The organism is Bacillus cereus group sp. BfR-BA-01360 (assembly GCF_022663595.1).
In the GTDB taxonomy this organism is placed as follows: Bacteria; Bacillota; Bacilli; order Bacillales; family Bacillaceae_G; genus Bacillus_A; species Bacillus_A cytotoxicus.
In genome coordinates, this window is record NZ_JAKUFV010000005.1 from 202,208 (window position 1) to 214,498 (window position 12,291).

Consider the following 12,291-nt stretch of genomic DNA (forward strand, 5'->3'; position numbering starts at 1 on the left):
AAAAGTTAGCTTTTATTTTTATCATTCAATTTCTAAATCTACAATGAGGTAAGCTAACACCACTATAAAGTAAATTCCAACCCCTGGTGCTGTCAAAATATGTCCCGCAATATATGCAATACCTAAAGCTAAAGCTAAACTTGTTGCAAGCATTCCATATTTTATATTAACGATGTCTTTAAATCTTGTCATCATACGGAATAAGATTCTAAATCCATAGTAAATGAATGGGATCATCATTAACAAAAAGCCGATGATTCCAAAATCATAAAACCAATCATGGAAGTCCATTTCAATTAACTTTGGATCTGGTTGTTTTTGTTCGTTGTATTTAAAATTACCTGCATAACCCATTCCTAATAACTTTTGTGACATTGGAGCTTCTTTAAAGAATTGCTGATGTCTTTCCGCATATACTTGACGTCCACTGAATATGAGGTTCTCTTGATTTTCCTTTTGCTGTTCTTTCTGAAGTTCCTTTTTAACTTCTTCTTCAACTTTCTCTATTTCTTTCCCTTTTTCCTTGTTCCGTTGCTGTTCTTTTAATTTTTCTTTAATTTCTTTTTCCTTTTGTTGTTGTTGTGCCGCATTTTGCTCTGCTAAATAGTTATTATGAATACCCATGTTTTGTGCTAAAGGTGTCTTCTTAAACGTTCCAATCACACCTGCTAATAAAACAATAGCAATAATACTATTAAGCAATAGTGCCTTTTTGTTTGGATTTCTTCTATCAAATAATACTTGAAGGAGAAGAATGATAATAGCTGCTGCCAATGTTGCACCAATTGAACCCATACCTACTTTTGTACCAACTTGAATTAAAGAATAAATCATCAATAGCGACGGAATCCAATATAAAATACTCGTAATCCCTTTTGTCTTCTGAACAGAATATAATACTACAATCGGGAAGATGATCGCTAAAATAGATCCTAACTCATTTCCAGCATAAAACCATCCACGAGAACCAACTTTCATCCATTGATAACTGCCAAAGTCTGTAGATGTTGCAATAGAAACAACCATAACAATATTGATAATTAATGTAGAATACATAATGTTATCCCTAACTTTTTCACCAATATTTGTAAGTTTCTTCAATGATTTTAAAGCTAAAATGTATGAAGACAGCATAATATACACATACAATGCTTTTGCAAAGAATTTAACTTCTTCGCCCATTATAATCGGATTCTTATTTAGCTTATTATTTATAAAACCTAGGCACAATACTAAACCTAGTACTACTAGATAAATCAAAAACTTTCTATTCTCTTTTTCTTTTGCCTGCAATAAAATATAAATACCACAAACAGTCATAACAAGAAATCTTGCCATTACTCCGAATGTTGTATTTATTTTTAATACGATAATACTAAGCGAAGTTAATAAATCTAAAACAGGTTGTAAAATAATAAAAAAAAGCAAAAATTGCTCAAACCTAATCCTAGTTTGATTTGTCAACATTCTTAGACCTCCATAAAAATCATTACATTATCATGTAGACATTATTTATTCCATTTAAATACACCTAGCAATTATAACATAACTCATATTTAAATTGAGAAATATTTTTATCCTAGCTCCAATCCCTACTTCTCTCCATTGGGATAAAAAACCTCCTTCCTTCTTCTTGTAATAATAATAAACACTATCGATATACTACTAATTTCCAGTTTTAACTATAATATAAAATAAGATTTATGAAAAATCTATTTATTTAAATTTATTGAAATACACCTATTTAAAACACCTATAAAACGATTCATTTTATGTCATATTTCCTTCATCTATGCATCCATTCCTCTTCCAATATATATCTTCTTTTTATGACATTTTCAAACGCTTTCTTTATGTATTTCATACGTTTTTTGACATGTAACGAAAAGTAATTGTTATTTCGATAACTTTAGTGTATATTTTTTCTCTGGAATATCTTTAGGAGGAAGGGATTTAAGCCATGTTATTAATCGATATCTTTACGTTTCTTGGTATTATCGCCGCTGCTATTTCTGGTACATTAGTTGGTTTAAAGAAAGATCTAGATTTTTTTGGTGTCCTTTGTTTAGCTGTAGCTACTGCACTTGGTGGCGGAATTATCCGTGATATTTTGATTGGTAACCTACCTCCCGTTGCATTTATAAAACCAATTTACTTTTTTGTGAGTGTATTATCTGCACTCTTTACTTGTATGTTTTTCGAGCGTATTAACAAATTACAAGTTGTGATTATGCTTTCTGATGCGGTTGGCTTAGGCGTTTTCACTGCAATCGGTGCTAATGCGGCAATGTTACATCATGTTGATGCTCCCTTTTTAGTTGTGTCAATGGGTGTGATTACAGGTATTGGCGGAGGGATTATGCGTGATATTTGTGCACAAGACATCCCTTATGTATTTCGCAAAGAAATTTACGCCATTGCTTCCATCCTCGGTGCAATTAGCTTCTTGATTACATATGGGCTAGGTGCACACGTATTAGCTTTCTATGTTTGTTTACTCGTAACATTCATCATACGCGTAGTCACAGTTATATATAATGTACATTTCCCCGTTTTCTTTAAAACACATGCGAAAATAACTAAAGGTCATTAAGAGAATTTCAAAAGAAGTTCTCTTATTTTATTATATTCAATATTAATATAGAGTAATATTAGAGAAATGGTTATAATGAAACAAGAATACAAAATGAAAACGTTTTATATAACAGGGGGAAAGAGCAATGTTTGGGGCTTTCAAAAAAAAGGATTCACATAGCAGTACAAGTATTATCGAATTAAGTCGACATCAAAAAATAACCTTCCATGTGACAAATTCTGAATTAAAGACGCAGATGGATATGCTTCATATTACGAAAGAAGACCTACAAGTTGTGAAAGTATTACAACCTTTTATTTACGAGCAACTAGAATGGATAACAGATAAATTTTATAGCAATATTACAAAGCAGCCACGCTTAACTGAAATCATTGAACGCTATAGTTCCGTAACAAAATTAAAGCAAACTTTAATGCAACATATTAAGGAGTTATTTGGTGGTAATATCGATGAAGAGTTTATAGAACGTCGTATTCGAATTGCTAAAAAACATGTCAAAATTGGATTACATAGAAAATGGTATACAGCTGCTTATCAAGAACTATTCCGTTCTGTTATGAAAATTTTAAAAGAAAACATTTCAACGATAGATGATTTCTCTTATTCTCTAAATGTAATAAATAAATTGTTCACACTCGAACAAGAACTTGTTATTGCAGCTTATGAATCGGAATATGAAAAGATTCAAAAAGAACATGAGAAAGAAAAAGAAATCACTGCAATGACGATTAAACATATTGCCATGGAACTTGCAGCCATTTCCGAAAAAAATAGTGCCTCTATTCATCAATTAACGACTCAATCGGAAAAGATTGTTGAACTCGCCAAAACAGGTACAGAGTTAGCAATAACCTCTGAAGAAAAGGCAAATAAGGGCAAAAACCAGCTGGACACCCAAAATAAGCGAATGGAAAGTATTCAATCTAATATGGAAACAATTATTACAGACACAAGGGAACTTCTTGACATTTCTAAAAAAATTAATGAAATCATCGATATTGTAAAATCAATTGCTGAACAAACAAACTTGCTTGCATTAAATGCAGCCATTGAATCTGCACGTGCGGGAGAGTTTGGCAAAGGATTTGCGGTTGTGGCAGATGAAATTCGTAAATTATCTGAACAAACGAAGGAATCTATCACAAATGTTACAAAGCTAGTTGAGAAAACAAATAAGCAAATCATACATGTTTCCTCATCTGTGGAACAAATTAGCTCCCTTGTATCTGAGGGAACAGCTAGCATGCATGAAACGGATCATTATTTCCAAGAAATTGTTCATGATATGTCAAATTCAAAAGAACAAAACAAAGAAATTGAAAATGAACTAAAAGTTATATCTCAGGTTATGAAGAGGATTCAAGACGATTCTTCGCAAATGGCTTTAACTGCCGAGAATTTGCAAATGGAATTAACTAGGTAATATTCATTGGAGTTCTCTTCCCTACTGATAAAAAAATTTCATTCCACCTACTCCGAATCTTAAATGTGGAGTCTTACCATCCGAAAATAACGAAAAAAAACAACATAAAATAATAGAATTTAGAAAAATAGCCTTCCACTCTCCCCTTTTTGGTTAGATGGAGGGCTATTTTTTTCATATTTTGACAAGTTTTGATGAGGTAAGCCTGCCTTTGGACAGACTTCACCTGTAAGTGAAGTTGTCCTTTTTAGAGTACTAGTATCATAATATCCAAATTCCAGAGATTAATTACAGATATTTCAAAGTTTTTTTGCACCAGCCCCCTTTTGTGATTTTATAAGAATTTTTCTTCATAGTAACGAGAGTTGTGCTCTACTAGCCCTATAATTTAGGCTGTCTTCTTCAAATTCATGGAAGCGAAAGTAAGCATCGCCTGCATTGACAATTTCTTAAGTCCCCTTAACGTTGTCCAACGCATGCCATGCTTTTCTTTTGCATCTGCGAATACATATTCAGTTATTTCTTTGCGTTTCACTTTATTTTTTAAAAAAGATTTTTTGACAATAGAAATAACTCATATAAGCTCCAAGGCTTTGTACAATAAATAACCCAGGTAGTATTAAATTTTCATATACGGTATTAGAATGAAAAAGTTTCATCCCAATATATCCAACAATAAGCAATATAAATAGCATGTATCCCTCATTTTTCTGCTTTCTAATCATCAAATGCAGGAGAGCAATTGCTGTAAATAAGGTAATAACGATATATGTAAGTTTCTCATACTTAAACAGTACAAAATTCATTCCTTCGCTTGATAATTGATCTATGCTTGGCTTTAGAAAAGCATACCGCTCAACCTCTATCTCATTCAGCTGTTGATCGATATGTTCCTTTATATTTGAACTTTTCATTTCCTGCTGCTGATTATTACGCTCTCCGATTAAGACTGATTGTACATATGCCTTATTAGAGATTGTGTATTGAGGCATTCCTATCGTTTGCATCCAATAGCTTATCCCAAAGTGCATCACATAAAACATAACAATTAGACCTATCATTTTTAGTAGCACACTTTGTTTTTGTGATGCTTGAAACACTTCGATTAACATGACATATACGAACACAACGATCATTAAAAAGATACCTACAGGATGAATCATATTACTGAATGCTAATAAAATTGCAGAAAAAATCCACATATAAGAATGACTCAAACCTTTATGTAAAAGGATATAACAAGCAAAATAAAATAAACATGTTGCTAACGGTTCTGCTGTTAAGAGAGCACTAGTAAGAATGTTTGGGATATATAAAGCATAAACGACCGCCGCGATACGTCCGCACTCTTCTTGAAATACGATAGATGCTATTCGGTAAATGAAAAATGCAGTTCCGGTACAAAATAAAATATTGCATAATTGTAAAACGAAGATTGTATCTCCAAATATACGAATTAATAGTGATTGGTAAAGAATAAAAGGCAATTGTGCAACAGCACCAATACGATTTCCAAGCGCAACTTGTTTTGCAGACTCATACATCGACTTCATATCGCCTATAAGCGGGGCGTCTCCAAATAGAACGAATCCAAGCCTAACAAGAATCGTTATGCTAACGAGAAAAATAAGAAATTGTTGATTTGTAAAACGATATTGCAAAATAGATGCAATCAATAAAAGAAGTATAACAAATATAATAAACACAATCACCATACTCGTTGTACTTCCCCCAAAAAATTGCTTTGCCGCGTCAAAAGATGACCACCAAGAATAACCATAAAACACGAGCAGTAACCCAATAATCATTTTGCTAAAAAAAGATGAAAAACCTGTTTGGATTTGATTCATATGTCCATAGCACCTCTATTTCCAGTTATGACAAAACGATTCTATCATGAATGAGTACATAGCTGATAGGGAATTTATATGACAAATAGGGAGTTCATCTTTTTTTACTTGCAATGTAAGCGAAACCTCTTTTACACTACAATCTATATAAAAATAAATTTTCTTTCAGTTACATGCATACAAATACGAAAGTGTGATTCTTCCTTTCCTATCATATTTTACTTATTTATAACGGAAGTAAAATCCGACAAATATTACATTCCTTTTATACTAAAAAACATAGCACTCTGATTGAAAACAGAAAATAGGAGATGGTTATATGGAAAAAAAATTTATGAGGGAATCAAAAGCAATTAAAACAACAAGAGTTTTTCCAAATGACTTAAACAATCATCAAACTTTATTTGGCGGAAAATTATTAGCAGAAATTGACAGCGTTGCTTCGATTGCAGCAGCTAGACATAGCCGTAAACATTGTGTAACAGCATCTATTGATTCTGTCGATTTCTTAACACCGATTCATCAAGCTGATTCTGTTTGTTATGAAGCGTTTGTATGTTACACAGGAAAATCTTCCATGGAAGTATTCGTAAAGGTCGTCGCAGAAAATTTATTATCTGGTGAACGTCGTATTGCTGCCACTTGTTTCATCACATTCGTTGCACTAAAAGATGGCAGACCATCTTCTGTGCCACAAGTACTTCCAGAAACTGATGAAGAACATTGGCTCTATACAACTGGTGCAGAACGTGCAGAAAATCGTAAAAAAGGTCGTTTAAAAAGTAAAGAAATGGCTGAAGTATTAACTTTAAATAAACCGTGGAATATATAATTTCTCGTACATGCAAAGATGATTCCTTTTCTTTGCATGTATTTTTTTATTACAATAAAATAATAATAAATGAAATCAAGATTGATGAAGTAGAACTTTCTTTATTCTAGGGCTTCATCTCTCTTCTATCTAACTTCCTTACTTTTACGGAATGTTGAAGTGAAGTCTTACCAACTGAAAAAATGGAATATACTCCCTTTTCTTTGTAAATCCCACTTCAGCTTGTCCTTTATTTTGGTATACTATTAGTGGTATATTAGATAAAGTGCATTTAAAAAGAACTATAATATATTAAATATACAAGGGATGGTGCGATAATGTCTGTTGAGGTGCCAATTTCAATACCAAAAACATTGATTATTATTCCTGCTTATAACGAGGAGGAAGCAATCGCTGATACGCTAACTAGACTTTTAAAACTAAAACAACATTTTTCACAACTAAGTATTTGTGTCATAAATGATGGTTCAAAAGATAAAACATCTGATATCGTAAAAAATTTTCCTGTACATCTTGTAAATTTACCATACAACTTAGGGATTGGATCCGCTGTACAAACTGGTTACAAATATGCTTATGAAAATGGATATGACATTGCAATTCAGTTCGACGCCGATGGGCAACATAATCCTGATGATTTATACAAAATTATCAAACCAATTGCTGAAGATGAATGCGACATGGTGTTAGGTTCTCGCTTTACAGAAAAAACAGCATATAAAGGTAGCATTTCACGAAGAATTGGCATTTTCTATTTCACTGCCTTATTAAAACTATTAACAAAACAAACATTTATGGATCCAACTTCTGGATACCGTGCTATTAATCGTGAAGTGATTAAAATTTTTGCACATAATTATCCAAAGGATTATCCAGAACCCGAAGTTCTGATTCACTTAAAAAAGAAAAAACTTCGCATTAACGAAATATCTGTCAATATGCAAGAAAGACAAGGTGGACAATCTTCTATTACACCTCTTAAATCCGCATATTACATGATTAAAGTAAGTCTAGCTATCTTAATGCAAAAAATCGTGAAAGGTTGATAATGAATGCCTATAATTACCTTTTCATTCATCTTTATTCTATTATTATTTTTTCTAATTATTAATTCTATCCGTCAAGGAACTTTGGAAACAAAGTACTCTATTTTATGGATTTTTGTTTGTATCTCTATGGCTATCTTAAGCTCTACAGATAAGATTATAAATTGGATTGGCCAGTTGTTAAAAGTGGAGTATCCTCCATCTGTCTTATTTTTATTCGGGCTTTTATTCTGCTTTGTGTTAATTTTTGACTTAACGCGAAAGATTTCTAAATTTCATCATCAACTTGTCACATTAACGCAAGATTACGCATTATTAAAACAACAATTAGAGCATAAAGAACAACAATTAAAAAGCCAAGAACAACAATTATCTCGCTTAAACGAACAATAAACAATCTATTTCCAAATTTAAATACCCCCTTCTATTTCCATAAAATAGAAGGGGGTTTTATTACCCTGTCACAGTAGACTCTTTCTTTAAAAAGAGTTTTCTTACTTTCATTATAGCCACTGTAATTCCTATTCCTATTATAATAAATAAAAGCGGCATTAATGGTAGTGCATAACGTTCATAGGCAACATATAAAGACGTGAAATATGTTTGAAAAAGAAGAAGAATCCATAAAAATATATACTCTCTCCATTTTCTCCAACATAATACGAATGAAAGAATTGTACAAATGAAAAATAATTGTTTAATAAACTCAAAAAATCCTTTCATACCTTCCCCTGAAATATCAAATATCTTTATATTATGACCTGGATAATAATAAGGCTTTTCCCATAGAATTTCTGGTTTTAAAACAAGATAACTTCTTAGCATAGATTCTTTATCTGTACGCCACCATTCCTTCATGCGATTCACTGCAATCTCTTTCTCCATTTGCATAAATTCATGCGCCTCAATATGAGGATATTTTTCATGCAATTCCGCCTCAATTTCATCCATACCCTTTTCTTTTGGATACCCTTCTCCTTGATAAGTTCCAAGTAATAAAGGATTTCCTGCTCCAGCAGTTAAAGGAATAAACTGATGAAATTGAATATAATTGCGAGCCCACCAGGGCCCAAGGATAATACACAATAATACAAAACTAACGATCGCTTGCTTCATCATAATACGAAATGGATAGCGCTTTATTAAAAGGTACACAAAGAGTAAAATTGGATATAATGCGATTTGCACCCGAAAATACAAAGCTAAAAAATAAAAGAGTAATACAATGAAAAGGTCTTTCATTGCGTGAGTATTGGCTAACTTTAAACTCCAATATAATAAACCAAGTGAAAAAAATAGAAATGGTCCCTCTGTTAATGTTAAATTTTCCACTACTACCTCTGGAGGATAACAAGCTAATAGAAGCGCAGCTATCAATCCCGATGCTGGATTTAAGATGTACGTGGCAATTTTATAAGTCATATAAATGCTAGCTACACCAAAAAGCATCATTACTAATTTAGCTATAAATAGTCCACTAGCACCACTACCAAAAAGATAAAATATAGAGGCTAATAACATCGATTGCCCTGGCATAATATGAATAGTTGGTTTAGCTGGGTCATGATATGTTAGCATACCAGTATCCAATAAAACCTTTGCACTATTTTGGTAACCTATATCATCACTAGCAATTGTTAAGTCAACACCATACGTTGTTAAAGTCAAAAAGCGAAACAAAAATCCTATAAGCAAAATCATACTCAAAAGAGCCCATTTGACCTTTTGAGTCGGCTGTTCTAACATGGAAGTCCCTCCCTTTGGTTACATACATACATCTCTTTGTTACAACAGAGCAAATGACATTCCCATCTAAATTATTACTATTATATAACATCCGCTCTTTTAAACAAGGTATAATAATTAGTAAAGTTGATTTACAAAGTTTATATGCGGTAAACTTATACAGATGTTCTTGTAATCTTCTTCCTTTATAAAAGGCTTGTATATATGATACAAAACATAAAAAACTAGAGGAGATAAAACGCTATGACGGAACAAAAACAACTCGTTTCTGTTGTAATCCCGCTATATAATGCGGAAAAGTATATTGAAGAAACGATGCAATCTATACTAAATCAAACTTATCAAAACATTGAAATTATAGTTGTAGATGATGGTAGTAAAGATCAATCACCCACAATTGTAAAAGAACTTCAGCGAAAACATCCAGAGAAGGTTCGCTATATCCATCAGAAAAATCAAGGTGTATCTGTTGCTCGTAATACAGGAATTGAGCACGCTAATGGTGAATATGTTGCTTTTCTTGATAGCGATGATTTATGGCATCCAAGTAAAATAGAAAAGCAAGTACAAAGTATGCATTTAAACAATATGGATGCTTGTTATTGCGGCTATATGAACTTCTATGAAGAAACAGGTGAGAAGGTAGAACATGTAACCAACTTTATAAAAGGCGATATGACAAAAGCCTTTTTAACACATCAAGTTGTTGCCCAAACAAGTACGTGGATTTTTAAACGCTCTATCGTTATGAATCATGATATCCGTTTTACACCTGGCTGCAGTTGGGGAGAAGACTTAGAATTTTTATTTAAACTCATGAGTGTCACAAACGTGTGCTATGTAGCGGAATATTTAACTTATTATCGAATCTTATCAGAAGGAAATCTATCTTCTAAATATAAAGATTATGAATTAAAAACAAAAAAAGAATTAGAAGTATTTCATCGAATGAATGACTGGATTCATCATAAATCTTCAGATTTGATAACAAGAGACTCTGAGGAACTGATTCAAATGATTGAAACATATCTATTCCCATATACTGTTATCAATAATGCTTGTATCTATATTAAAGAGAATGCAAAACTAGAAAAGTCACAAGTTCAATTAATCAAACAGGATATAAAGAAATATTGCCGTAAAATTTATTCTAAAAACGGAAAACGAAGCAAAAAATTATATGCAATGCTTTGGTTTGTTCGAATGAAGTTTCTGTTTTCTTAAAACAGAATCATGCTACACATTCTTTCCATTTTATAAACTGGACATACAGCGTCCAAAGAATAGAAAGGTATTTGCAATGAAAACAAATAAAATCCTAAAAAATGCATCCTATCTTTTTGTAGGAAATATTATCGTTCGGTTTGTACTTGCAATTGCAACCATTCTCTTTGCAAGATATGTTTCACCTCATGATTATGGTATGTTTACAGCGGCACTAGCTGTTTCTGCTGTCATTTGTTACTTTACAGATGCTGGTTTAACACATACTTTTATGCGTGAGGGGACAAAACAAAACGCTAATATTAGCGAGCTTATCAGCAGTTATCTACGCGTTCGCTTCATTTTAGCCGTTATTATTTCGATTCTCTTTGCCATTTTTGCACAATTTTTCTATGATAATGCTTATTTACGTGCAATGGTATATTTAGTTGTATTGCCAACAATGTTTGGTGCCACTTTACAAGGTGTCGGAATGGCTTACTTCCAAGTAACAGAACGCATGCAATTTACTGCTATTATCTCTGTATTACAAGGGGTAACAGCAGCAGCGGCACTTTTACTCGGCATGAGCTTTAAGTGGTCACTTATGATGGTTGCAGCAATGTATGGAGCGTCAAGCCTTGTAACAGGACTGATTGCCTTTATAATGGTAACTCGTTATACAACGATTCATAAGGGCTGGGACCCCGGAATTTTAGATCAACTGCTCGTTTTCACAATTAATGGCATTATTATTATGCTATTGCCACAGCTTGGTCCGATTATTTTGGAAAAAGTATCAACATTAAAACAGGTTGGATTTTTCGGTGCTGCATCCAAAATCCCAGCTGTTCTTTATCAAATCCCTGGTGTCATCGCCGCAGCATTTTATCCGAAACTATTTGCTTTTGGAAATGAGAAAAATGTAGAAGAACATCGAAAGCTATCACATTTTGAATTAAAGTTGATGTCATTTTTAGGAATGGGGATTTCGATTCCATTTATTGCTGATCCAAATTTTTGGATTGTTAGCTTATTGGGCGAAGAGTATGCACCAGCTGGTAATGCCCTCGCCATTTTAGCATTTATGGTTATTTTACAATCCATTAACTATCCCCTTGCTGATAACTTAACAACGATTGGTCAGCAATGGAAGCGTACATTAACAATGGCAATTGGTTTAGTCGTTGCCATCATTAGCTATATTGTATTAGGTAGTAAATTCGGAATGATGGGAGCTGCCACTTCAGCTATTCTTACAGAAGTTACCTTGTTAATCGGATTTACTCTATTTATTCATAAAGGTATTGAACTTCTATTCAAAGGAATTCTCTTTAACTCCTTAGCCTTTGCTATTAGCTATTGCGCATATCGTATGATATTCGTTACTCTACCGCCATTAGTTGCACTCATACTTACAGGCTTATTATTTGGTATGATTGGACTTGTTATTGATCCACAAATCCGTAAATTAATTTTAGAATTTGTAAATAAAAAGGTACTTCGTAAAGAAGCTTAAACTTCAACGTCCTTTTTTCATCTTATGATATGAAAAGGACGCTGAAGTTTTTATTTTATTTCGTAGACATTGGCGA

10 protein-coding genes and 2 pseudogenes are annotated in these 12,291 nt (G+C 32.7%); 8 read left to right on the plus strand and 4 right to left on the minus strand.

The features are described 5' to 3' along the window. Positions 1-21: 21 nt before the first annotated feature. Entirely contained in the window at positions 22-1,467 is a 1,446-nt protein-coding gene (locus MR056_RS07430) for an O-antigen ligase family protein (protein WP_012096382.1), read from the minus strand. A 493-nt stretch (positions 1,468-1,960) separates the two neighbouring features. Between MR056_RS07430 and MR056_RS07435 the strand changes: the two genes are divergently transcribed. The 3 genes and pseudogenes from MR056_RS07435 (at position 1,961) to MR056_RS22580 (ending at position 4,019) form a co-directional block, all read left to right on the plus strand. Beyond that, positions 1,961-2,593, plus strand: coding sequence for a trimeric intracellular cation channel family protein (locus MR056_RS07435; protein ID WP_012096383.1), 633 nt, complete (start codon positions 1,961-1,963; stop codon positions 2,591-2,593). Positions 2,594-2,837: 244 nt separating this feature from the next. After that, positions 2,838-3,215 (plus strand): annotated as a pseudogene (locus MR056_RS22575) (protoglobin domain-containing protein); the annotation flags it as partial. After that, positions 3,213-4,019 carry a methyl-accepting chemotaxis protein gene (locus MR056_RS22580; protein ID WP_373367237.1) on the plus strand — a complete coding sequence of 269 codons (807 nt, stop codon included), beginning with the start codon at positions 3,213-3,215 and terminating at the stop codon, positions 4,017-4,019. The pseudogene MR056_RS22575 and the gene MR056_RS22580, both read left to right, overlap by 3 nt. Positions 4,020-4,407: 388 nt before the next feature. On the opposite strand, the pseudogene MR056_RS07445 reads toward MR056_RS22580, so the two are convergent. Together MR056_RS07445 and MR056_RS07450 are read right to left on the minus strand one after the other, a co-directional pair. Beyond that, positions 4,408-4,551: pseudogene (locus MR056_RS07445) on the minus strand (transposase); the annotation flags it as partial. Positions 4,552-4,555: 4 nt separating this feature from the next. Then, positions 4,556-5,869 (minus strand): glycosyltransferase family 39 protein, encoded by a 1,314-nt coding sequence (locus tag MR056_RS07450; protein WP_087099589.1) that lies wholly within the window; start codon positions 5,867-5,869, stop codon positions 4,556-4,558. A gap of 319 nt (positions 5,870-6,188) precedes the next feature. On the opposite strand from MR056_RS07450, the gene MR056_RS07455 reads away from it, so the two are divergent. The 3 genes from MR056_RS07455 (at position 6,189) to MR056_RS07465 (ending at position 8,140) form a co-directional block, all read left to right on the plus strand. Then, the gene (locus MR056_RS07455) at positions 6,189-6,701 is read left to right on the plus strand and encodes an acyl-CoA thioesterase (RefSeq protein WP_012096390.1); all 513 of its coding nucleotides are present in this window, start codon (positions 6,189-6,191) and stop codon (positions 6,699-6,701) included. Positions 6,702-7,018: 317 nt separating this feature from the next. Next, on the plus strand, positions 7,019-7,747 hold the full coding sequence (locus MR056_RS07460) for a glycosyltransferase family 2 protein (protein WP_012096391.1): 729 nt from the start codon (positions 7,019-7,021) through the stop codon (positions 7,745-7,747). A gap of 6 nt (positions 7,748-7,753) precedes the next feature. After that, a complete protein-coding gene (locus tag MR056_RS07465) occupies positions 7,754-8,140 on the plus strand; it encodes a DUF2304 domain-containing protein (RefSeq protein WP_012096392.1) in 387 nt (128 codons plus the stop codon). Between the two features lie 60 nt (positions 8,141-8,200). Here MR056_RS07465 and MR056_RS07470 read toward each other — a convergent pair whose 3' ends face one another. Further along, the gene (locus MR056_RS07470) at positions 8,201-9,493 is read right to left on the minus strand and encodes an ArnT family glycosyltransferase (RefSeq protein ID WP_087095637.1); all 1,293 of its coding nucleotides are present in this window, start codon (positions 9,491-9,493) and stop codon (positions 8,201-8,203) included. A gap of 243 nt (positions 9,494-9,736) precedes the next feature. On the opposite strand from MR056_RS07470, the gene MR056_RS07475 reads away from it, so the two are divergent. Together MR056_RS07475 and MR056_RS07480 are read left to right on the plus strand one after the other, a co-directional pair. After that, entirely contained in the window at positions 9,737-10,717 is a 981-nt protein-coding gene (locus tag MR056_RS07475; protein ID WP_087099591.1) for a glycosyltransferase family 2 protein, read from the plus strand. A 76-nt stretch (positions 10,718-10,793) separates the two neighbouring features. Then, positions 10,794-12,215 (plus strand): flippase, encoded by a 1,422-nt coding sequence (locus tag MR056_RS07480; RefSeq protein ID WP_087099593.1) that lies wholly within the window; start codon positions 10,794-10,796, stop codon positions 12,213-12,215. Positions 12,216-12,291: the final 76 nt, after the last annotated feature.

Bases quoted from the DNA above. Each gene is read 5' to 3' on its own strand.
- MR056_RS07430 (WP_012096382.1), bottom strand. From the start codon at position 1,467: ATGTTGACAAATCAAACTAGGATTAGGTTTGAGCAATTTTTGCTTTTT.
- MR056_RS07435 (WP_012096383.1), top strand. From the start codon at position 1,961: ATGTTATTAATCGATATCTTTACGTTTCTTGGTATTATCGCCGCTGCT.
- MR056_RS07450 (WP_087099589.1), bottom strand. From the start codon at position 5,869: ATGAATCAAATCCAAACAGGTTTTTCATCTTTTTTTAGCAAAATGATT.
- MR056_RS07455 (WP_012096390.1), top strand. From the start codon at position 6,189: ATGGAAAAAAAATTTATGAGGGAATCAAAAGCAATTAAAACAACAAGA.
- MR056_RS07460 (WP_012096391.1), top strand. From the start codon at position 7,019: ATGTCTGTTGAGGTGCCAATTTCAATACCAAAAACATTGATTATTATT.
- MR056_RS07465 (WP_012096392.1), top strand. From the start codon at position 7,754: ATGCCTATAATTACCTTTTCATTCATCTTTATTCTATTATTATTTTTT.
- MR056_RS07470 (WP_087095637.1), bottom strand. From the start codon at position 9,493: ATGTTAGAACAGCCGACTCAAAAGGTCAAATGGGCTCTTTTGAGTATG.
- MR056_RS07475 (WP_087099591.1), top strand. From the start codon at position 9,737: ATGACGGAACAAAAACAACTCGTTTCTGTTGTAATCCCGCTATATAAT.
- MR056_RS07480 (WP_087099593.1), top strand. From the start codon at position 10,794: ATGAAAACAAATAAAATCCTAAAAAATGCATCCTATCTTTTTGTAGGA.